The organism is Neohoeflea coraliihabitans, from assembly GCF_019334345.1.
In the GTDB taxonomy this organism is placed as follows: Bacteria; Pseudomonadota; Alphaproteobacteria; order Rhizobiales; family Rhizobiaceae; genus Pseudohoeflea; species Pseudohoeflea coraliihabitans.
In genome coordinates this window covers 1-17,271 of sequence record NZ_JAHWQX010000001.1, presented here as the reverse complement: position 1 = coordinate 17,271, position 17,271 = coordinate 1, and the positions used below count along the sequence as shown (strand labels likewise).

Here is a 17,271-nt window from a genome sequence, read left to right as displayed (position 1 = left end):
ATGAGCATCAGCTTCGATTTTTCAGGCAAAACGGCAATCGTGACCGGCGGGGCCTCCGGGATCGGACTTGCCATGGCCAGAGAACTGGCCGCTGCCGGCGCGACTGTGCAGGTCTTCGATCTGGATGCTGCGGCGGCCGAACAGGCAGCGGCGTCGATCGGCGCGTCGTGCCAGTGGTTTCAAGGCTCGGTGACCGATCCTGAGGACGTGGCAGCCTCCTGTGACGCCGCCTGCCAGGCGTTCGGCAAGATCGATATATTGATGAACAATGCGGGGATCGCGGGCGCCGAAGCGAGTATCGATCTGGCGCTGGAGGACTGGCGGCGGTCCATTGATATCAATCTCACCGGCGTTTTCCTGTTCGCGCAGACGGCGGCCCGGCACATGCGGGCCACCGGGGGCGGGGCGATTGTCAATACGGCCTCGATGTTCGGCATCGTCGCCGGGCCCGAGCGTGCCTCCTATTGTGCGTCGAAAGCCGGTGTGGTGGCGCTGACCAAGGTTCTCGCCTCGGAGTGGGCCGCTCTCGGGATTCGCGTCAATGCGATCGGACCGGGATATGTCGATACGGCCCTGACGCAAAAACTGTCCGGCGAGGGGCGGCTGGATCTAGAAGCCCTCAAGAGGCGCACCCCGGCCGGGCGCCTGGGTTCGGTGGAGGAGATCGCCCGCAGCGGGCTGTATCTGGCATCGGATGCCGGCGATTTCATCACCGGCCAGGTGCTCGTGGCCGACGGCGGATGGTCGTCCTACAGCTATATCTGATGCCTACGTCCAGGAAAGGGTCATGCAAACCTTGCGGGCCGGCCGGTTCAGTGGGCAAATGGTGCAGATTCGATGCAGCGCGCGAAGACAGACAGCTCCGAAGAGGTATGGCATGGCCGATCACGGCGAGCCCGGCACCGGAAAGACGATGATGGCCGTCGTTACCACCGGCAATGGCGGTTATGACAAGCTCGACTATCGCGAGGTGCCGATCCCTGTTGCCGGCGATGGTGAGGTTCTGATCCGCGTTCTGGCCGCCGGGGTGAACAACACGGAGATCAACACCCGGCTCGGCTGGTACTCGTCCAGCGTGACAACCGACACGGATGCGGCTTCGCAGGCCCAGGGCGCTTCGGCCGAGCACAAATCCGATGGCGGATGGAGCGCGGCGACGCCGTTTCCGCTGATCCAGGGAACCGATTGTTGCGGTGTCGCAGCGGCGGGCAGCGCTGCAGGCGCCGCATTGATCGGCAAGCGTGTTCTGGTGCGGCCCTGCATGCGCCCGAACGGCTTTGACGACATGGAAAACATCTGGATGGCTTCGGATTTCGATGGCGCCTTCGCGCAATTCGTCAAGGTGCCCACCAGCGAGGTCTTCCCGGTCGACTGCGACTGGTCGGATGCGGAGCTGGCCACGATCCCCTGCGCCTACGGCACCTCGGAAAACATGCTGCACCGCGCCGGCGTGACCTCGGGCGAGCTTGTGCTGGTGGCGGGCGCGTCGGGGGGCGTGGGGTCGGCAACGGTGCAATTGGCCAGGCGCCGCGGGGCGCGGGTGGCCGCGATCACCAGCAGCAGCAAAGGCGATGCGCTGCGCGATCTCGGCGCCGATATCATCATCGAGCGCGGGGCCGACCTGGTGCGCGAACTCGGCGAAAAGTCGGTCGATGTGGTGGTCGACAATGTGGCGGGCAGCGGCTTCCCGCAGATGCTGAAGGTGCTGAAACGCGGCGGGCGGCTGGTCTCGTCCGGCGCGATCGCCGGTCCCATCGTCGAACTCGACATGCGGGACATGTATCTCAAAGACATCACCCTGATCGGCTGCACCGCCTGGGATGAGCCGGTGTTTGCCAATCTCGTCTACTATATCGAGCGCGGTGAAATCCGGCCGGTGCTGGCCGGCGTCTTTCCGCTGAAGGAGATCGTTGCGGCGCAGAAGGAGTTTCTGCGGAAAACCCATGTCGGGAATTTCGTCCTGGTGCCACCGGATGTGCCCGGCAATAACAGCTGATCAGGTGCCGGGCGTCCGGCGCCGTTCCGGCTCTGCATCTCCTCTTACACAAACCGCGCCGTGGCCTGGACCGAGTGGCTCCAGTCCCTGGGCGACTGGCCGTATAGGCGTTTGAACTCCCGGCTGAACTGCGAAGTGCTCGCATAGCCCACATCCCAGGCCGCCTCGTTGACGGTCTTTCCCTCGGCGATCTTCATCGCGGCGCTGTTCAGCCGCATCGATTTGACGAACTGGAGCGGTGACATCGTCGTCGCCTCCTTGAACCGCCGGTGGAACACGGCGCGGCTCATGCCAACGTGGCTGGCCATGGCTTCGATGCTGACCTGCTCGTTCAGATGGGTGGACAGGTAGTCGATGGTCCGCGCGATCTCGTTGCCGACGCCAAAGGCGCGCCGGGCGGCAGCTCCCGCTTCGCCCTTCAGCACGGCGTAGTAAAGCTCGCGCAGGCGGCCTGGTCCGAGCACCGCCGTATCCACCGGGCTGTCGAGCAATTCCAGAAGCCGCAGCAGCGCCTGGGTGAAGCCCGGATCCCAGCGCGCCAGCGCCAGAGCTTGCGGGGGCGCGGCATCGGACCGGCGGGCGGCACCGGCTGCGGTCTGCATTTCGATGGCAAGGTCGCGCATCAGCCGCGGCCTGAGCGCGATCATCACACCCAGCAGCGGGTTGTCCTTCGAGGCGCGCGGCGACCCCGCCTCGACCGGCAGGGTCATCGGACACAGCAGATATTGGCTGCTGTCATAGACATGGTGTTCGCCATCCAGAACGGCTTCCTTGGCGCCGCTGAGGATGGCCACGACTGTCGGCTCATAAACGGCGGGCACGCAGGGCACAGCTTCGCTGACGCGAAACAGCTGCACGCCCTCCAGCGCGGTGTCGATAAGGCCAGCCTCGGGGAGATGGCGCTCGATGAGGTGCTTGATGGCGTCCTTGTGCATGCTGCCAAGCTGGCAGGAAAAATGATGCATTGCAATCGTTGCGATACAATCAGGCATATATTCGAGATGATTTCGCCTGTTTCTGATGTACTTCGAGATTTATCTACATGACCAGAATACAGCGACACCCCTTCACGTCGCCAGCCGCGGCTGGCAGGAGAGAAAAGATGGCAGATACGACTTTCGGACCCGAGGGCTGGACGCCCGACCGCCTCGGCCCCCTTGCGGGCAAGACCTATCTCATCACCGGGGCCAATGCCGGTGCCGGCTTTCAGGCGGCGCGGATGCTGCTTGCGAAAAAGGCCAGGGTGGTAATGCTCAACCGCTCGACCGACAAATCGCAGGCGGCGATCGCAGACCTGAAAAGGGAGTTCGGGGCACGGGCCGAGGTCAGCTTCGTGCGGATGGATCTGTCCGTTCTCGACAGCGTGCGCGCGGCCGCGGCCGAGGTGCTAAAGACCGTTCCCCGCATCGATGCGCTGATCTGCAACGCGGCCATTGCGCAGGTTCCGACGCGCAAGCTGACGGTGGACGGCTTCGAAAGCCAGCTTGGCACCAATCACTACGGCCATTTCCTGCTGTGTGGTCTGCTGTTTGACCGCATCGCGCAGACGGGGGGCCGCATCGTCGTGGTGGCCAGTCTCGGCTACAATATGGGGCTGAAGACGATCAAGTTCGACGACATGAACTGGGAGGAGGGCTACGGCGCGAACATTGCCTATTCGCAGAGCAAGCTGGCGCAGATGATGTTTGCCTACGAATTGCAGGATCGCCTGGCCGCCGCCGGCCGCACCGATGTCAAGGTCTATGTCTGCCACCCCGGATCCGCGGCGACTTCGCTGATCACCACCAGCGGCAGCCGCACGATGCGCTTTGTCTGGTGGCTGATGACCAAGACGCCGATGGTGCAAAGCGCCGAACAGGGCGCCTATCCCGAGGTCATGTGCGCGACCGAGGATGGGCTTGAACAACGCGCTCTCTATGGACCCACCGGCGGGGCCCTCGGGGCGCGGGAATTTGTCGGCCCGGTTGGCAAGGGCACGCTGAACGCCCATGCCTATGACAAAGCCGTCATGCAGCGGCTGTGGGACGTCTCGGAACAAGCCACCGGTTTCGAATGGACGCTTTGACCCAGGAGATCAGATCGAGCGGCTGGTCATGCAGGGCAAGCGCGGCAGGGCCGGACAGGGCCGGACACTTTGGAAAATGGCGGAGAGGATGGGATTCGAACCCACGAAACCGTTCCCGGTTTACTCCCTTAGCAGGGGAGCGCCTTCGACCACTCGGCCACCTCTCCGTGGCTGGTGCTGTAGCCGTAAAAACCTTGCCCTTCAAGGGCTTTGCCGGATTTTTCGGCCATTTTCAGCAAAAACCTTTCTTGCAGTTTCAGACCGCATTTTGCAGAACGGGACCAGAACAAACCGGCACAAGCAGCACAAAAACGACACACGAAAATCCTGCTTTGTTCACGGTCATTCCCCGCCACGCTTTTTCCCCGCAAAAACGTCCATGATCAGCGACCGCCCGGCCTCGGGGTGCGCGTATCTGTCCATGAGCATGCGCGGGCTTTCCCATCCTCCAAGTTCCGCCGTTGTCACCGGGTCAATGCCCTGGCGGATCATCAATTCAGTTCCGAAGCCATGCCGCCCCGCTTCATGCGGTGTCAGCTTTGGGAGGCCATGCGCAGCCACCAGTTTGCGCCAGTGCATGTAAAACGTCCCCTTGGCGGGATAGCCGAACACCAGACGGATATGTCGGTCTTCTGGCTTGATCGATGCAAGGGCGGCGACCACGGCAGGGACAAGATAGACGGTCCTGTACCTGACCTCGGGGCCGTTCTCTCCCGTCTTTCTGGTGCCAATGGTGGCGGTGCCTGCAGCAAGATCCAAATCACTCCACGTCAGGCCCATCATTTCAGATGGCCGCGCACCGGTGGTGAATAGGAACAGGGCAGCGGCCCCGAGAAGGGGTTTGCCTTCGTTCGTCGCAGCCTTGGCGAATCTCGTTGCAAATTCCATATCGCCGGCCGCGCGTGTCGTGCGCTTGACCTTGAAGCGCTCTGCCTTGATCGGCGCGCATAGCCCCCGCTTGGCAGCCCGGTTAATCACGGCGCACATGGGGGTAATGACTTGGCGGTTTCTGGTGGCGGCTGATGCCTTGGGATAGAGGATGCGGGCAGCATCCCGGATCATGGGCGCGGTAATCTTGCGCACCTGCATCTTGCCGAAATGGTCATAGAGCGGGAGCATGAAGCGCCTGTCCCGGCCCTCGTCTACGTAGAGGGCAAGGGCTTCGGCAAATGTCAGGACCGATTCCGGCCCGTAAACGGCAGCACGTCTGATGCGCTGTTCGTGCTCGTGCGCGATGTCTTCCGCGAGCCGCTTGTCAGACGTTCCCGAAGATCGACGGATTGTCTCCCCGTCAACAGTGAACCGGTAATGCCAGACCGCGCCGCGCTTGATGAGCCGCATTCATCTTCCCCCTTGGGTTGGACCAGCATGGAGTTGATAAGGGCTTCCAGGTCGGCCTCTGTAAAGAAAAGCGCATTGCCGAGCTGGCGGCAAGTGCCGAGTTTCCGTGCGGTCTTGCGCAGGTTGCGTTCGCTGATGGCAATGCCGCGCTGTTCAAGGCGGCTGACCACGGCTTCCGGCGACATGCAGGACTCAAGAGCGCTCATGCGTTCTTCCTTTCCTCGAATAGAGGTTTCGGCGGCAGCGGCGCTTTCGGATTGCGCTCCTTGCGCGCGAAGCCCCGCGACTTGATCTTTTGTTTCGACCGCATGGCTCCTGATGCCTTGTCTCGCGCCCGGTCGGCCTTCCTGATCCTGCGCACGTCATCGGCGGTCTTGGCCTTGTGGCAGACCCGGCATATTGCCTGAGCGTTCGCCAGCGTCGGTTCCCCGCCAAGTTCAGCTGGTAGAATGTGATCGACCTCGACCTCTCCGGGCTTCAGCTTGGCGGCGCATTTCTCGCAGTGACCTGCCGCCCGCTCGATGGCGGCGCGCTTGACCTTGCGGGGGAACTCAAGACGGGCCATCACACCATCCTGTTTTCAGCACGCAGGGCCGCAAGCGTTGCCGCCTGCAAATCTCCGAGCTTGGGTTTCCATTCCCTGCGTGCGTCCTGCGCTTCGCTGATCTGGCGAAGAATGGCGAGACGACGCCGCTCGTGATATTGTGCTCGTCGCTGCGCCTGTTTCCGGCGATACCAGCGGAGCCAGGGGCGAAGGGGGTTCATGCTGCACTCCGGTAAAATTCGAGTGGGTCAATGCCGAACGCCATGGACATGTGGCGAATTGCGTTCTCGAAAAAGGCGGTGAATTCCGCCTCGTCCATCTTGTCGAAGGCCGTGGAATCCGGGACCAGAATGGTCATGCCGCTCTTGAGCCTGACCGGTACGTGAAAGCCCAATTCCATCTTCAAGGCTTCATGCAGATGCCGCGCTGTCGGCGCGCATTCCGTGGCCTCCACCACCTTGTGAAGCGTCTGCCAGTAGAGCCGGTGCTTCTTCCCGTGGCGAAAGTTCTTCACCTCCACCTTGACAAGCTGCCCCTGCTTCACGCCGTCAAGGGCGTGAAGGTCCATGTCCATTTCGGGGACCAGGGCATTGCCTTTTCGGATGAAGCCATAGACGGGCTTGTCGCGCTTGGTCACTATCCCCTCCATTCCGGGGCGAAGGGGATATCGTCGTCCAAGGCGCTGCTGCTTGCAGGGTGTCCAGCCGCGTCCGGTTCGTCGTAGGACGTGCGGGCGGGTGAGCGATCCCCTGACGGGCCATCCAGCATCACCAGCTTGCTATCGAAGCCCTGCAGAACGATCTCGGTGGAATACCGGTCATTGCCGGATTGGTCCTGCCACTTACGGGTGGCGATCTGGCCTTCAAGATAGACCTTGGAGCCTTTGCGCAGGTAGTTTTCAGCCACCTTGCACAACCCTTCCGAGAAAATCACAACGCGATGGAATTCGGCCTTTTCACGGCGTTCTCCGGTGCTCTTGTCCTTCCACGTCTCGTTCGTAGCGACCGTCACATTTGCAATTGGACGCCCGTCTTGCGTCCTGCGGATATCCGGGTCTGCGCACAAGTTCCCCAGAACGATAGCTTTATTGACTGATCCCGACATAGGAATCTCCTCTGTTTATGGCCGTGACAGTTGAGTAGTTGACGCCCATTTGTTTCGCGATTTCCGACATTCGGACACCGGCATGGATGCGCCTGCGGATCTCTTGAACCTGGTGTTCCTTGATGTGCTTGCGGCACCCTCCACTGCCCCGTCCCTTTAGAGACATATCGGCCATGTTCTGCGACCTGCTTCCGATGAACAGATGAGCGGGGTTCACACACCAGCGGTTGTCGCAATGGTGGCAGACATCCATGCCATTCGGGACATCGCCTTTGAACATGATGTAAGCAGCCCGGTGCGCGCCCATTCGCTCCCCAAGCAGGGAAAAGTGGCCGTACCCATTTCCCTTCCCCGCGCCTTTCCATGCCCAGCACTTCTCCGCAGAAAGTCCGTGTGTTTCAGCCTTGGAGAGGAAGGCGACGATAGGATATCGTGGCATCATGGTGTCGCTCCTAGGCAGCGTTGAGGGGGTGGAGAGCCGCGCGCCGGTCGGCGAACTTCTCCTTGACGAATTTGAGATAATCAGCGGGCCAGCACTCGCGGGCGGTCTTGTCGCCCCACACGCGCGCCAGTTGGTCAACGCTGACCTCGCTGGAGCAATCGAAAAGCTCCTGATCAAGTTCAGCCAGCGCTTTTTTCATTGCCGCTGCCGATGGCGCATTACCCTTGACGTAAGCCCATGGGTCAGCCGTCCAGCGCTTCCATTGCTTCTTGCCGTTCCACTCCGAGCACTCGCACGGAACCCAAGTCGTGGGCATATCGTAGAGGTATCGACCGATGCCCCATTTCACGGCAGCACGCTTGAAGGCGTCGGATATTGCGCCCTTCTGCGCCTCAACCTGTGTATCTCCCGCGCCATCCGCCTTCCATATCCATTCGTCATCGACCTTGATGCCGATTTCGCAGATGGTCTTGATTTCGGCGTGGGAATAGCGGCATTGCCAGCCATCCATCCCGCACACCTGATCAAGCCTGTCCTGAACGTCGCGGCTATCGATGTAGGCCAGCGCCATCGCCTTGGTGCCGTCCTTGGTGACGGACTGAGCGCGCCAGTGCACAGCATCCCTCGGGAATTCCGCAGCCAGCATCTTGATTTCGTCACTCGTCGGCATTGTCATTTCCTCGCGGGTCGAACAGGGGGCAGTCGCCGCCGTTGATGTTCACGCAGCGCATGAAGGGTTCCTCGCGAGACCAGTAATCGCGGTCCACGAAGCCCATGCCTTCCAGGCGCTTGTGCTTGCGGCAGAGCCATGAACCGGGGTGCCGCTTGCGTGTGTCGGAGACAACGTTTCGGCAGTCACTGCACCATGTCGCGGGGGGCTGGCGTTCCATCATGCCGACCTCGCAATGCTGAGCCATTCTCGGGCGAGAGACAGGGACCGGAATGCTTGACGATATTGCCGCGCTCGCCGCCAGATTTTGGCTTGCTCAATCTCGCTCATGGCGATGCGGGTCCAGAAATCGCGGCGCGTTTCAATGACGGTGTTCATTCTGCTGCCTCCGGCGCTAGTGCGCTTGCCCACTCCAGCAGCGTCTCCGCGATGTAGTGGGCATCGTTCGGCATCTCTTTGTCATCGGTTGCGATGTTGACGATGAATTCCGCAAATTCGTCCATCTCGGACCATGTGAGTTCGCGGAGAATGCTTGCGAGTTTCTCGTGATTGTTCATTCTGCTGCCTCCGGCTCGCTGTGTTCGGTGAAGTCTTCAGAGCGGGGCAGGGCAAGGAGCGCGTCGGTTTCGCCAAAGAAACTGATCTTCGTATCCTGCTCGTGACCGAGGTAATCTGTCGATGTGACCCACAGGCTCTTGCATTTGCCGTTGCTGTCATCGGAGGACGCCAATTCGATCTTGATGACGCCGTGAAAGGTGATGCTGTTCATGGCTACACTCTCCTGTCTGTCTGATAGGCGGCTTCGGCTCGGGAGAAACCGACCTGCGCGCATGCGAGAAAACCAAGCGTCAGGATTGCGATAATCAGCACCGCGCCCACGATGTTGGGCTTGCGGCTGGGCTGTGCGGTCTCCTCTGAAAGACGCTGGCCGATCAGGTGGGTGGTGCGGGGGTCGATGTTGTCCATCATGCGTCTCCCTTGGCTTTGGCAATGGCGGCGCGGGCGGCGATGACCTCGGACTCTTTCTCCGGGTCCCAACTGCCACAGTCTCCGCTGCTGACGAGTTCGGTGTACTTCGCCAGCAGCCCCTCCAGCGCTTCCAGCAGATCAGGAGCGGCCGCAATCAGGCGGGCGTTGGCCTCGGCGGGGAGGTACACGGTTTGAGTTGCTCGCCCGAACGCTTCGCCAATCACCACAGGTCCGTGGCCGACGCTCGCTCGGATGGCGAAGTCATAAGCTTCGAAAACGGGGAATGCCGCTCTTTCCGCGCCCCAAGGCCCCGGCGTGTGCTTGCTCTCGGTCATCAGGAATCCTCCTGCTCGTAATAGTCGTCAGCGTCGAAAAGCGCTTCGCTCACGGTTTCCTCGATCTGCTCGCGAAGATCCTTGCGATCGGTCTTTTGCTCACCCATGTCGCGAACGATCTCGATTTGATCGATGATAAGATCAACAGCCACCTCAATGACCTTGGCGGCTTGCGCCTTGTGAGCGTCGTAGGACGCCTTTTCGTCAATCACGTTGAAGGCCGGGAATGGGACGCAAAGCTTGTCGGTGGCCCGCTGCTGTGCGGCGATGGCTCGTGCGTGAAAGCCGAGCGTGACCGGCTGAACTTCGAAATCTGTCCATGCGGCTGTGTCGAGGGTTTTCATTGCATGTCCTCTCTTTGGTGTGAGAGGATAGTGCATGTCATTCACATATTTGTCAATCAATAATGTGCATCAGATGAACGAAAAAGCCCTGCCTAGAAGGGCAGAGTGAAGAATATCAAGGATTTAAGGGAATCAGTCGTTGGTGCCGGTCTTGCCTAGCTTGAAGCTGATGAAGTCGGAAATCTCACGCTGGACCGGCTCGGACGCCTTCTCCAGGTTGTCGTGAATCGACCAGACCGCATCAGGGATGAGCGGGTTTCTCATTAGCAGCGAGGCCACGCTAACGCCGTAATAGTCCGAGGCTGCTTCAATTAAGCCTTGGCTGTAGGGGCTTTGCGCATTCTCAATCTTGGAGAGCAGCGACCGCGAGATATTAAGGCTTTCCGCTGCCTGCTCCTGAGTGATGTTCAGATGTTCCCGCCATTCCCTGAGGAATGTGCGGCGAAGCTGGCGTTTGGGTTTCCTTACTGGCGGCATAAGGCAGTTTTCGCACCTGCCCCGGCGGGAATCCATGCAATGTCATGCACAATGTTCTTGACATGCACGTTCATCACATTCACAATACGGGCATGAAAACGCTGACCGAAGCCATGAAAGAACGAGGCATCTCTGATGAGGCCCTTGCGGCTGCTGTCGGCAGGCATCGTTCGACAATCACGAAAATCCGCCTCCGTCAGGCAGCTCCGTCCTTGGAGACGGCGCTTAAGATCAGCCGAGAGGTTGGCGTTCCCGTGGAGAACCTCTTCCCGGCGGAGGCGGCGCAATGATGCTAGATCGGCACAAGCTGCGGCGCGATAGCCTCCTGCACCCGTTTCGTATCTTCGGCAAGATAGCGCACTGGTCGAACCATCCTGAGCGCAATGGGTCTGGTGTTGTCGCCGGTGTAGGGATCGACCATCTCTGCGTAATAGGTCAGTCGCATCAGCCCCCCGCTGACGCACTCGACCATTCCCAAGCCGGATACGAAAGTATCGAGTACAATAGTCGGCTCGGTAAGTCCCTTCACCCTGTAATGTATCATAGCAATTCCCCGTTTAACCCCTCGAATACCAGTAAAATTAAAATATTTGCACTGTGCAAGCATGGCACTGCTGGCGTGGTTAACGGCTGCGATAAGACCTCCCAAGCAGCCAAGACGGCGGGCGTCATATCCTCCACGCCCGCCGTCGATCTCCTGATTGTCGCATGCCTTGCCACTTGTGGCGTTTTCGCTGTTGTCGGTTCGCTCTGCCTCATGGCGCTGGTCAAGGGGTGGGTGTGATGTCGCCGATAGAATGGATTGCTCTTTATCTCTACGAGACGGGCTTCGTCCTCTCGCTCATGTACATGCTTTCCCATCCAAGCTTCAACGCTGAACATTATATGCTTGCGGTCGTCGCCGCTTTGTTTTGGCCGGTTGCCGGGCCGATTTACATCTTCGTGAGGGCGTGCCGATGAGCGCTGTCTGGTTTGGCCTCGCCTCCTTTTGGTGCGTTGCTCTCGTCGCCCTCGCGCCTAACGTCCCGCCGGCGATTGTCGTTGATGGCATTATCCTCGCCACGCTCTGCGCTGGCGTCTTTTCCATTCTCTGGACGATCGAGGGCCGCAAATGACCTCACCATCCATCATTAGCTGGGTGCCAGCGGCGGGCGGGGCAATTGCCGCTGGCACCATGTCCCGCGCCGAGGACCGCGCGAGTTCTGAATTTGACTGGCCGTTGAAGGTCGCCAGCACCTTTCGTCACCTTGGAATTTCGGCGCTCCAGTTCTGCCAGGAGCCGAGCCGCCGCTTCACCAAGGGTTTCCATCCGTTCGTTTCCTTCTCTCCAACGTGTCTACGCAATCAATGTAGCCACGATGGAGAACCAGATTCATGGAAATTTCACCCGCAACGGAGCGCAACGCCATGACTGACGTAGCTATGGCCCGTTCACTCGTTCAGGACATTGGCGGTCGCCGGTCAGTAAAGGTCATGCTTTTCGAGGCATACCGAACCCTGACTGCGATGTTTCCGCACAACGAAGAGCCCCGCAATCAATGGACCGAGCGCCGCTTACGCGCCTTCTGGAACATGGAAGCCGCGACGGTTCAATACCGCGAAATGGTCGAGCTGCACGAAGCTGCTGCGAAGAAGAAGGCAGAGCGGGCGCTGATCGCCCAAGCGAGGGAAGAACATGCCGCATTCATCGAGAAAACCGCCCGTCTTCGTTCGCTTCTTGAGCACTCGGACGCGGCTTTCCATAGCCCTCAGATTGAGGGAATGGGGTGCCAGTTGGGCGGAATGGATCGCTCCCGAATTGAGGGAGATTGAGTGATGCGCTGGTTTGGATGGCTTCCGCTGCTTGTCGCCGCATTCCTGCTTGTTGGCTACTTCGGCTTTGCCGCGTGGTTCATCTGGCAGTTTGCAGTTGGTGTTTTTTGAATTCCGGGACGGCAAGGGTGATCCTGAACCCCTAACCGCTGAACCTTGCTTGTCAGACACGCGGCTTACCGGTGCCGCACGGAAGAAAACCGGCGCAATCAAGGAGGGTCGGAATGCCGAAGCTTCACAAGAACGTAAGGGTCGCTTTCGCCCAGCTTAGTGAGGGGCGCGGGCTTCTGTGCAGGCAGTTTAGCCGTTCAGACGACGCCACCCATAGGGGTGAAAACTACCTCTATTTTCGAGTAATGGACGGGAAGAAAATTGGCACGGCGAGCGCGAAATTCCTCATCCAAGAAGGGCTCGTTAAGCCCTGCTCAGATGGACTTTTTGAAGACACGCCCCAAACTTTCCGAACCGTCTCGCCAGACGAGTTCGATGATTTCAAAGAGCGATATGAAGCGGTGTGATTGCGGCTCCGGCAAATGGGCTGCGTTTGGATTCGGGGTTTGCCTGAAGGAAGGGCGGCTCGGTGTCTGGCGCTGCGTAGACTGCAAAGGGAGCGAGGAATGATCAAGCTGCAACTCCCATGGTTCGACCCAATCCTGAACCCTAACAAGCGGGTTCATTGGGCACCGGAAGCCAAGGCCAAGAGAAAAGCCCGCATGGATACCGCATGGCTGACCCGTACCGCAGGAGGCGCGCTGCTCAACTGCGAGCAGGTTCATGTCTCCATGACGTTCGTTCCGCCAGATCGCCGCGCCCGCGATCTCGACAACATGGCCGCAGCCACCAAGGCGCACCGTGACGGAATCGCTGACGTGATCGGCATTGATGACAGCCGGTGGAGCCTGTCGTTTCGCAAGGTCGAACCTTCACCTCCCGGCAGTGTCCTGGTGGAGATAAGCCCGAGATGACGAGGCCAGCAGCATCATGGATACGCGATCAACTGCGCAAGATGGAGCGGGAGAAAACGCACCACTTGGAGAGGTTCGGCAAGGACCGCCCCGACCACTGGCACCAGATGTATCAGGACGACATACGCGCCCTGCATTGGGCTTCCGTTGGCTACGACAAGCTCGCGGAGCGGGAAGCGGAGAGGGCGGGCGAATGAGCGAGCGCGACCTCTGGTTTTTCGTGGGCCTGAAAGAAGCCTGCCGCCGGAAGATGGAAGGACAGAATGATGGCTAGAATCCGATCCATCCATCCAGCCCTCGCGACTGATGAAGCGTTCATGTCCATGACGGCATATGCGAAGGCTGCATGGCCGCTGCTTTGGATGGAATGCGACGATCAAGGCGTGTTCGAGTGGAAGCCGGTGGTCCTCAAGGCGCGGCTTCTCCCTGCTGACAACATCGATTTTGCCGAGATCCTGGAAGAGTTCGTAAGCCTCGGCGTTGTGATGCGTTTCGAAGTTGCCGGGAAGAGTTACGGAGCGGTTCGGAACTTCTGCAAGTTCCAGCGCCCGAAGAAGCCCAATGCGGTCCATCCAGTTACCCCAGAGTCCCGAACGTTCACCGCTTCAAGCGAGCCGAGTTCGGAACCAGTACGGAACCAGTTCGGAACTAGTGGGGAAAAACCAAAACAGATGGAGGATGGAGGATGTAATAACTCTTCTTCACTTCGTTCAGAAGAGATGCGCGCGGACGCGCCCAAAGCCAAACCGACAAGAGCACGGCAAATCCCGGCTGGTTTCAAGCCCGATCTCGAATGGGCTGTTTCTCGTGGCCTGTCCCCGCAAGCTGCACAGACCGAGGCCGAGAAGTTCGTCAACTACTGGCTCGGGGAGGGCAAGCCGAAGAAGGACTGGTCTGCCGCGTGGCGGACGTGGGTGCTCAAGGCGCTCGATTATCAGGGCAGGGGCAGATCCCCGCCGAACCGGATCACCATGACCGACGAGGCATGTCGAAAATTCATTCAGCGAGGCGAAGACCATGAACAGCAGGACCCGGAAGATGATCTCCGCAATGTTTTCAGCCTACCCGCGATCCGATGAGATCAACGGGGAGGCCTATCTGGCGATGGTCGAGCTTGGCTGTCGCGGGCTTCCCGACGAGGCGCTGCAGCAGGCGGTGGCCGATGTGGCGAGCGGCGAACACATCGAGGGCCGGCGCAAGGGCTGGGCGCCATCCCCGGACGTTTTTGCGAACCATGCCCGGTACGTCCACGAGTGCAACGAAGTCATCCGGCGGGCAAGGGAGCGGATGAAACTTTCCCCTCCAGAGCCAAGGGAAGCGCCGATTGAAGCGGCCATGAAGCGCCTGACAGACGCACAGGCAGCAGAATTGAAAGCCGAGCGCCAGAAGGTGTTGGCACGGTTTTCGAAGGAGTCAGGCTGATGGAGTTCACAGCCACAGATGCCCGCGACTATCGGCCTGGCTATAACCCGGAATTCTTGGCGCGTGCTCGGGAAAAGAACAAACGCCGCGAGCGTGAAAAAGCCGCGAGGATTCACCGTGAGCTTTTGGCAAAGGCGAAGGAAGAAGCCCGCCGGGAGCGAGAGGAAAGAGCAAGGGCTGAGCGTGAGCAAGAAGCCGAGCAGCGCAGGATCGAAGAAGCGACACAGATCATGGCCAAGGCTGGCAATCGGTATGAGCCGATCATCGATATTACGCCGCAGCTCATGGTCAAGGAAATCATTGTCGAGGTCGCAGAGCGGTTCGGGTTCGCCCCGCGCGAGATCGTCGGGAGAAGCCGGTACAAGCCGCTGACCAGAGCAAGGCAGGCTGCGATGGCAGAGGTCTATTTGCACCGGCCTGACATGTCGCTGCCTCAGATCGGCCGATTTTTCAACCGCGACCACACAACGGTGCTTCACGCGCTCAAGGTGATGGGCCTGAAATAGCAAGGGAACGGGGACATGGCGGGACGACCGAGAAAACGAGGCAAGCGCACGCAAACGGGGGCATTGTCGCGCGCAGTTGGAGAGCATGTTGAGGTCCGGATGAACCTCGAAACAGCGACGTGGAAGCGCCGCCAATACCGCCCGGACCTGACGCCAGATCAAGCCAAGGACAAGAGGCACGGAAACTATTTCGAGCAACTGCGACTGGCTGAGGAAGTGTCTGTTGCGCAATGTTGGTCGGCTGAGATGGTGATGGATACCTACGAGCGGTATTGTCACGCCATGGGCCTGCGGAATCCGCGATCCGCCAGCGACTATTCCGGGCCTTCAGGCTACGATGGCTCAGACCCTTTCGAGAGCGAGCGCGCCGAGCGAGACGAGAGAGCTGTGGCCGACTGGAAGGCCGTTCGGCGGGCAATTCTCGAATCCGGCCCATTTGGAATGATGGCTGTTGAGGCCATATTGTTCGAGAATAAGCCGATGCAGAAATTCGTGGGGGATTTGCGCCTGGCGCTGAACGAGGTTGCGCGTTTGAAAAAGCGGAGGAAGGCAGCATGAAAGATAGAACCGCCGGAATGAAAACGGCTCCAGTAGGTGGTGGAACACCTGTCTGGAGCCGTTTCCGGTCCCACCGAGGCCTAGCGAGACTCGTTCGGTGGGTAAAGGGGAAACTGCGCTTCCCGCTTGGCGGATATAATAGCGCAAGTCCCTTCCAGGTTCAAGAGTCCTCCAACGCGGGGATAGAGCGGCTTGACTTATCATCCCGAATCAGATAGCGCATTAAATGCACGATGGGTTAGCTGCGAGAAGCGGCTGGCCCATTTTTGCATTGTGAACATTTCGCAAGCGGAATGAAAACTAGAATCCTTGACGAGTCACGCAGAAGTCGCTATATACGGTTTGCCGGGGATACGTCGAAACGTATCAGGGCCAAAAGCCCACCCGGCGGCTACCCCCAACCGTTTCGGCGATGATGTGCGGTGCTGCACCGGGATAGCAGCCATCCACTTGGAGCGTACATCTCAAGCGGCCCGGCGGTCGCCAACGGTGTTACCGCTTCGGCGGATTGCAAGACCACCGGGAATGGTGGCAGGCCAGCGTGAGTTGGCCTCAGTTTCAAGCCCAGGCCGAGGGGGCCGAATACCCGGCCAACCAATTCCCCACCCCAAAGGAGAAGGCAATGTCTGAGCGCACAGCATATATCGCGACCGCTTTCATTGCGCTCGTCTGCTTGGCGTTGCTCGGTGGAGCGGGCTGGTTCAAGGCCACTCAGGCCGCGGCTGAAACGCCCATCTGCCAGTTCAAGGCGGGTGACGAAGTGGTTTCGCGCGCAACTGGTGAGCGGCTTCTTGTCGTCTCCGAGGCGAACAACAAAAACTGCTACGCGCAATTCGCTGGCGACGTGATTACGATCAACGAGGCTGGCAAGTATCGCCGGGCCTATTGCGCTGAACTGGTCTTTCTCTCCGATCAGTCGTAATTCCCCATCCCCGCCTCCCTGAACATCACAGAAGCTCATTAGCTATAGCAGGTGAGCGCGGGGCACCTATCAGGATGATATCGAGGCGGTAACGTCTTCGACTTAGCCGGTAAGCCAGTAACCCGGCCCTCTTTGCCTGCGCGACTTCTGGATAGGCGCGGCCATCCTGACCCCCCCCGCCCGGCCCCTTGCAGAATTGAATCGAGGTTTCCATGGTTCTTCGCAATGCGATGAGGCCGGTTCTTCGCTCGCCCTTCTATGATCCGCTTACTGACCCTTGGGGCGGTATCGAGCACCTGATTGCCGGCGGCATTCTGGTCAACAAATATGCGGGCCTTGGGATCTCGTTCGAGGATACGACGCCGAGGGCGGTGGTCAAGGGCCATACGACGAATTTCAGCGGCGATCCGAACGATCTCGTAACCTACACCAGTCCGTCCACGAAATATGTGCGCAATGCATCCGGGCTTCTGGTGGCGGGCACGACCCTGCGCACGTCGCACGACGAGAACGGTGATCCTGAGGGTCTGCTGATAGAAGGGGCAACGACCAACCGGTTCACCTATTCCGAGGATGCGAATAGCTGGTCGAAGACGAATGTAACCGTCACAAGCGATGCAGCAGTTGCGCCGACCGGTGCAACCACGATGGACAAGATTGTCGAGAGTGCGACGAGTGGGCTGCACTACATTTATCAGACGATCGCGTACACCAGCGGGACCACGCTGACACATTCACGTTTCGTCTTGGCAGGTGAGCGAACAAAGGTCCGGATATCTCTGCCGATCGCCGGGGGCGC

At 59.8% G+C, this 17,271-nt stretch carries 33 protein-coding genes, 1 tRNA gene and 1 pseudogene; 15 read left to right on the top strand and 20 right to left on the bottom strand.

Features of this window, described 5'->3' with window-relative positions; all coding sequences use genetic code 11:
* Together KY465_RS00175 and KY465_RS00170 are read left to right on the top strand one after the other, a co-directional pair.
* Positions 1–765, top strand: a complete 765-nt coding sequence (locus KY465_RS00175) for an SDR family NAD(P)-dependent oxidoreductase (RefSeq protein ID WP_219157085.1) — start codon at positions 1–3, stop codon at positions 763–765.
* Between the two features lie 112 nt (positions 766–877).
* Positions 878–1,996 (top strand): alcohol dehydrogenase family protein, encoded by a 1,119-nt coding sequence (locus KY465_RS00170; protein ID WP_255561362.1) that lies wholly within the window; start codon positions 878–880, stop codon positions 1,994–1,996.
* 44 nt (positions 1,997–2,040) lie between these two features.
* On the opposite strand, the gene KY465_RS00165 is transcribed toward KY465_RS00170, so the two are convergent.
* Complete coding sequence (locus tag KY465_RS00165) at positions 2,041–2,961, bottom strand: AraC family transcriptional regulator (protein ID WP_219157082.1); 921 nt, start codon at positions 2,959–2,961, stop codon at positions 2,041–2,043.
* Positions 2,962–3,098: 137 nt separating this feature from the next.
* Here KY465_RS00165 and KY465_RS00160 point away from each other — a divergent pair, with 137 nt between their 5' ends.
* Positions 3,099–4,061 carry an SDR family oxidoreductase gene (locus tag KY465_RS00160; RefSeq protein WP_219157080.1) on the top strand — a complete coding sequence of 321 codons (963 nt, stop codon included), beginning with the start codon at positions 3,099–3,101 and terminating at the stop codon, positions 4,059–4,061.
* Positions 4,062–4,138: 77 nt separating this feature from the next.
* On the opposite strand, the gene KY465_RS00155 is transcribed toward KY465_RS00160, so the two are convergent.
* From KY465_RS00155 to KY465_RS00070, 18 genes and pseudogenes are all read right to left on the bottom strand, one after another.
* Positions 4,139–4,228: transfer RNA gene (locus KY465_RS00155), tRNA-Ser, on the bottom strand.
* Positions 4,190–4,417 (bottom strand): hypothetical protein, encoded by a 228-nt coding sequence (locus tag KY465_RS00150; RefSeq protein WP_219157077.1) that lies wholly within the window; start codon positions 4,415–4,417, stop codon positions 4,190–4,192. Before KY465_RS00150 ends, KY465_RS00155 begins: the two co-directional genes overlap by 39 nt.
* Positions 4,404–5,180 carry a tyrosine-type recombinase/integrase gene (locus tag KY465_RS00145; RefSeq protein WP_219157074.1) on the bottom strand — a complete coding sequence of 259 codons (777 nt, stop codon included), beginning with the start codon at positions 5,178–5,180 and terminating at the stop codon, positions 4,404–4,406. The genes KY465_RS00150 and KY465_RS00145 overlap by 14 nt, the downstream gene beginning before the upstream one ends.
* A 162-nt stretch (positions 5,181–5,342) precedes the next feature.
* A pseudogene (locus KY465_RS18880) lies at positions 5,343–5,402 on the bottom strand (hypothetical protein); the annotation flags it as partial.
* Between the two features lie 202 nt (positions 5,403–5,604).
* Positions 5,605–5,967: an HNH endonuclease gene (locus KY465_RS00135; protein WP_219157068.1), complete on the bottom strand. Its 363-nt coding sequence runs from the start codon at positions 5,965–5,967 to the stop codon at positions 5,605–5,607.
* Positions 5,967–6,167 carry a hypothetical protein gene (locus KY465_RS00130; RefSeq protein ID WP_219157065.1) on the bottom strand — a complete coding sequence of 67 codons (201 nt, stop codon included), beginning with the start codon at positions 6,165–6,167 and terminating at the stop codon, positions 5,967–5,969. The genes KY465_RS00135 and KY465_RS00130 overlap by 1 nt, the downstream gene beginning before the upstream one ends.
* A complete protein-coding gene (locus tag KY465_RS00125) occupies positions 6,164–6,583 on the bottom strand; it encodes a DUF1367 family protein (protein ID WP_219157062.1) in 420 nt (139 codons plus the stop codon). Before KY465_RS00125 ends, KY465_RS00130 begins: the two co-directional genes overlap by 4 nt.
* Complete coding sequence (gene ssb / locus KY465_RS00120; RefSeq protein WP_219157059.1) at positions 6,583–7,050, bottom strand: single-stranded DNA-binding protein; 468 nt, start codon at positions 7,048–7,050, stop codon at positions 6,583–6,585. The genes KY465_RS00125 and ssb overlap by 1 nt, the downstream gene beginning before the upstream one ends.
* Complete coding sequence (locus KY465_RS00115) at positions 7,031–7,492, bottom strand: HNH endonuclease (RefSeq protein WP_219157057.1); 462 nt, start codon at positions 7,490–7,492, stop codon at positions 7,031–7,033. Before KY465_RS00115 ends, ssb begins: the two co-directional genes overlap by 20 nt.
* A gap of 10 nt (positions 7,493–7,502) precedes the next feature.
* Complete coding sequence (locus KY465_RS00110; protein WP_219157055.1) at positions 7,503–8,162, bottom strand: Rad52/Rad22 family DNA repair protein; 660 nt, start codon at positions 8,160–8,162, stop codon at positions 7,503–7,505.
* Positions 8,149–8,385 carry a hypothetical protein gene (locus KY465_RS00105; RefSeq protein ID WP_219157053.1) on the bottom strand — a complete coding sequence of 79 codons (237 nt, stop codon included), beginning with the start codon at positions 8,383–8,385 and terminating at the stop codon, positions 8,149–8,151. The genes KY465_RS00110 and KY465_RS00105 overlap by 14 nt, the downstream gene beginning before the upstream one ends.
* Positions 8,382–8,540: a hypothetical protein gene (locus tag KY465_RS00100; protein WP_219157051.1), complete on the bottom strand. Its 159-nt coding sequence runs from the start codon at positions 8,538–8,540 to the stop codon at positions 8,382–8,384. Before KY465_RS00100 ends, KY465_RS00105 begins: the two co-directional genes overlap by 4 nt.
* Positions 8,537–8,719 (bottom strand): hypothetical protein, encoded by a 183-nt coding sequence (locus KY465_RS00095; protein WP_219157050.1) that lies wholly within the window; start codon positions 8,717–8,719, stop codon positions 8,537–8,539. Before KY465_RS00095 ends, KY465_RS00100 begins: the two co-directional genes overlap by 4 nt.
* Positions 8,716–8,931, bottom strand: coding sequence for a hypothetical protein (locus tag KY465_RS00090; protein ID WP_219157047.1), 216 nt, complete (start codon positions 8,929–8,931; stop codon positions 8,716–8,718). The genes KY465_RS00095 and KY465_RS00090 overlap by 4 nt, the downstream gene beginning before the upstream one ends.
* A gap of 2 nt (positions 8,932–8,933) precedes the next feature.
* Positions 8,934–9,128, bottom strand: coding sequence for a hypothetical protein (locus KY465_RS00085; RefSeq protein ID WP_219157044.1), 195 nt, complete (start codon positions 9,126–9,128; stop codon positions 8,934–8,936).
* Entirely contained in the window at positions 9,128–9,466 is a 339-nt protein-coding gene (locus tag KY465_RS00080) for a hypothetical protein (RefSeq protein WP_219157041.1), read from the bottom strand. Before KY465_RS00080 ends, KY465_RS00085 begins: the two co-directional genes overlap by 1 nt.
* On the bottom strand, positions 9,466–9,810 hold the full coding sequence (locus tag KY465_RS00075) for a hypothetical protein (RefSeq protein ID WP_219157038.1): 345 nt from the start codon (positions 9,808–9,810) through the stop codon (positions 9,466–9,468). Before KY465_RS00075 ends, KY465_RS00080 begins: the two co-directional genes overlap by 1 nt.
* A 132-nt stretch (positions 9,811–9,942) precedes the next feature.
* A complete protein-coding gene (locus KY465_RS00070; RefSeq protein ID WP_219157035.1) occupies positions 9,943–10,287 on the bottom strand; it encodes a helix-turn-helix domain-containing protein in 345 nt (114 codons plus the stop codon).
* 44 nt (positions 10,288–10,331) lie between these two features.
* On the opposite strand from KY465_RS00070, the gene KY465_RS00065 reads away from it, so the two are divergent.
* A complete protein-coding gene (locus KY465_RS00065) occupies positions 10,332–10,577 on the top strand; it encodes a helix-turn-helix transcriptional regulator (protein ID WP_219157031.1) in 246 nt (81 codons plus the stop codon).
* A gap of 2 nt (positions 10,578–10,579) precedes the next feature.
* Here the strand turns inward: KY465_RS00065 and KY465_RS00060 are convergent, their stop codons facing one another.
* A complete protein-coding gene (locus tag KY465_RS00060; RefSeq protein WP_219157028.1) occupies positions 10,580–10,831 on the bottom strand; it encodes a hypothetical protein in 252 nt (83 codons plus the stop codon).
* 412 nt (positions 10,832–11,243) lie between these two features.
* On the opposite strand from KY465_RS00060, the gene KY465_RS00055 reads away from it, so the two are divergent.
* The 11 genes from KY465_RS00055 to KY465_RS00005 all read left to right on the top strand — a co-directional run.
* Positions 11,244–11,402 carry a hypothetical protein gene (locus KY465_RS00055; protein ID WP_219157026.1) on the top strand — a complete coding sequence of 53 codons (159 nt, stop codon included), beginning with the start codon at positions 11,244–11,246 and terminating at the stop codon, positions 11,400–11,402.
* Between the two features lie 259 nt (positions 11,403–11,661).
* Positions 11,662–12,099, top strand: a complete 438-nt coding sequence (locus KY465_RS00050) for a hypothetical protein (protein ID WP_219157023.1) — start codon at positions 11,662–11,664, stop codon at positions 12,097–12,099.
* 224 nt (positions 12,100–12,323) lie between these two features.
* A complete protein-coding gene (locus KY465_RS00045; protein ID WP_219157020.1) occupies positions 12,324–12,617 on the top strand; it encodes a hypothetical protein in 294 nt (97 codons plus the stop codon).
* Between the two features lie 99 nt (positions 12,618–12,716).
* The gene (locus KY465_RS00040; protein WP_219157017.1) at positions 12,717–13,064 is read left to right on the top strand and encodes a RusA family crossover junction endodeoxyribonuclease; all 348 of its coding nucleotides are present in this window, start codon (positions 12,717–12,719) and stop codon (positions 13,062–13,064) included.
* Complete coding sequence (locus KY465_RS00035; protein ID WP_219157014.1) at positions 13,061–13,261, top strand: hypothetical protein; 201 nt, start codon at positions 13,061–13,063, stop codon at positions 13,259–13,261. Before KY465_RS00040 ends, KY465_RS00035 begins: the two co-directional genes overlap by 4 nt.
* A gap of 120 nt (positions 13,262–13,381) precedes the next feature.
* A complete protein-coding gene (locus KY465_RS00030) occupies positions 13,382–14,143 on the top strand; it encodes a hypothetical protein (RefSeq protein WP_219157011.1) in 762 nt (253 codons plus the stop codon).
* Positions 14,144–14,168: 25 nt separating this feature from the next.
* Positions 14,169–14,486: a hypothetical protein gene (locus KY465_RS00025; protein ID WP_219157008.1), complete on the top strand. Its 318-nt coding sequence runs from the start codon at positions 14,169–14,171 to the stop codon at positions 14,484–14,486.
* Complete coding sequence (locus KY465_RS00020) at positions 14,486–14,992, top strand: helix-turn-helix domain-containing protein (RefSeq protein WP_219157005.1); 507 nt, start codon at positions 14,486–14,488, stop codon at positions 14,990–14,992. The genes KY465_RS00025 and KY465_RS00020 overlap by 1 nt, the downstream gene beginning before the upstream one ends.
* A gap of 99 nt (positions 14,993–15,091) precedes the next feature.
* Positions 15,092–15,550 (top strand): hypothetical protein, encoded by a 459-nt coding sequence (locus KY465_RS00015; RefSeq protein WP_219157002.1) that lies wholly within the window; start codon positions 15,092–15,094, stop codon positions 15,548–15,550.
* Between the two features lie 622 nt (positions 15,551–16,172).
* On the top strand, positions 16,173–16,472 hold the full coding sequence (locus tag KY465_RS00010; protein ID WP_219156999.1) for a hypothetical protein: 300 nt from the start codon (positions 16,173–16,175) through the stop codon (positions 16,470–16,472).
* A 212-nt stretch (positions 16,473–16,684) separates the two neighbouring features.
* On the top strand, positions 16,685–17,271 hold a 587-nt coding region (locus KY465_RS00005), incomplete at its 3' end, for a phage head spike fiber domain-containing protein (protein ID WP_219156996.1).

Coding starts and splice junctions, on each gene's coding strand:
- KY465_RS00175 (WP_219157085.1), top strand. CDS start 1: ATGAGCATCAGCTTCGATTTTTCAGGCAAAACGGCAATCGTGACCGGC.
- KY465_RS00170 (WP_255561362.1), top strand. CDS start 878: ATGGCCGATCACGGCGAGCCCGGCACCGGAAAGACGATGATGGCCGTC.
- KY465_RS00165 (WP_219157082.1), bottom strand. CDS start 2,961: ATGCATCATTTTTCCTGCCAGCTTGGCAGCATGCACAAGGACGCCATC.
- KY465_RS00160 (WP_219157080.1), top strand. CDS start 3,099: ATGGCAGATACGACTTTCGGACCCGAGGGCTGGACGCCCGACCGCCTC.
- KY465_RS00145 (WP_219157074.1), bottom strand. CDS start 5,180: ATGCTCCCGCTCTATGACCATTTCGGCAAGATGCAGGTGCGCAAGATT.
- KY465_RS00135 (WP_219157068.1), bottom strand. CDS start 5,967: ATGGCCCGTCTTGAGTTCCCCCGCAAGGTCAAGCGCGCCGCCATCGAG.
- KY465_RS00130 (WP_219157065.1), bottom strand. CDS start 6,167: ATGAACCCCCTTCGCCCCTGGCTCCGCTGGTATCGCCGGAAACAGGCG.
- ssb (WP_219157059.1), bottom strand. CDS start 7,050: ATGTCGGGATCAGTCAATAAAGCTATCGTTCTGGGGAACTTGTGCGCA.
- KY465_RS00115 (WP_219157057.1), bottom strand. CDS start 7,492: ATGATGCCACGATATCCTATCGTCGCCTTCCTCTCCAAGGCTGAAACA.
- KY465_RS00110 (WP_219157055.1), bottom strand. CDS start 8,162: ATGCCGACGAGTGACGAAATCAAGATGCTGGCTGCGGAATTCCCGAGG.
- KY465_RS00105 (WP_219157053.1), bottom strand. CDS start 8,385: ATGATGGAACGCCAGCCCCCCGCGACATGGTGCAGTGACTGCCGAAAC.
- KY465_RS00100 (WP_219157051.1), bottom strand. CDS start 8,540: ATGAACACCGTCATTGAAACGCGCCGCGATTTCTGGACCCGCATCGCC.
- KY465_RS00095 (WP_219157050.1), bottom strand. CDS start 8,719: ATGAACAATCACGAGAAACTCGCAAGCATTCTCCGCGAACTCACATGG.
- KY465_RS00090 (WP_219157047.1), bottom strand. CDS start 8,931: ATGAACAGCATCACCTTTCACGGCGTCATCAAGATCGAATTGGCGTCC.
- KY465_RS00085 (WP_219157044.1), bottom strand. CDS start 9,128: ATGGACAACATCGACCCCCGCACCACCCACCTGATCGGCCAGCGTCTT.
- KY465_RS00080 (WP_219157041.1), bottom strand. CDS start 9,466: ATGACCGAGAGCAAGCACACGCCGGGGCCTTGGGGCGCGGAAAGAGCG.
- KY465_RS00075 (WP_219157038.1), bottom strand. CDS start 9,810: ATGAAAACCCTCGACACAGCCGCATGGACAGATTTCGAAGTTCAGCCG.
- KY465_RS00070 (WP_219157035.1), bottom strand. CDS start 10,287: ATGCCGCCAGTAAGGAAACCCAAACGCCAGCTTCGCCGCACATTCCTC.
- KY465_RS00065 (WP_219157031.1), top strand. CDS start 10,332: ATGCACAATGTTCTTGACATGCACGTTCATCACATTCACAATACGGGC.
- KY465_RS00060 (WP_219157028.1), bottom strand. CDS start 10,831: ATGATACATTACAGGGTGAAGGGACTTACCGAGCCGACTATTGTACTC.
- KY465_RS00055 (WP_219157026.1), top strand. CDS start 11,244: ATGAGCGCTGTCTGGTTTGGCCTCGCCTCCTTTTGGTGCGTTGCTCTC.
- KY465_RS00050 (WP_219157023.1), top strand. CDS start 11,662: ATGGAAATTTCACCCGCAACGGAGCGCAACGCCATGACTGACGTAGCT.
- KY465_RS00045 (WP_219157020.1), top strand. CDS start 12,324: ATGCCGAAGCTTCACAAGAACGTAAGGGTCGCTTTCGCCCAGCTTAGT.
- KY465_RS00040 (WP_219157017.1), top strand. CDS start 12,717: ATGATCAAGCTGCAACTCCCATGGTTCGACCCAATCCTGAACCCTAAC.
- KY465_RS00035 (WP_219157014.1), top strand. CDS start 13,061: ATGACGAGGCCAGCAGCATCATGGATACGCGATCAACTGCGCAAGATG.
- KY465_RS00030 (WP_219157011.1), top strand. CDS start 13,382: ATGTCCATGACGGCATATGCGAAGGCTGCATGGCCGCTGCTTTGGATG.
- KY465_RS00025 (WP_219157008.1), top strand. CDS start 14,169: ATGGTCGAGCTTGGCTGTCGCGGGCTTCCCGACGAGGCGCTGCAGCAG.
- KY465_RS00020 (WP_219157005.1), top strand. CDS start 14,486: ATGGAGTTCACAGCCACAGATGCCCGCGACTATCGGCCTGGCTATAAC.
- KY465_RS00015 (WP_219157002.1), top strand. CDS start 15,092: ATGAACCTCGAAACAGCGACGTGGAAGCGCCGCCAATACCGCCCGGAC.
- KY465_RS00010 (WP_219156999.1), top strand. CDS start 16,173: ATGTCTGAGCGCACAGCATATATCGCGACCGCTTTCATTGCGCTCGTC.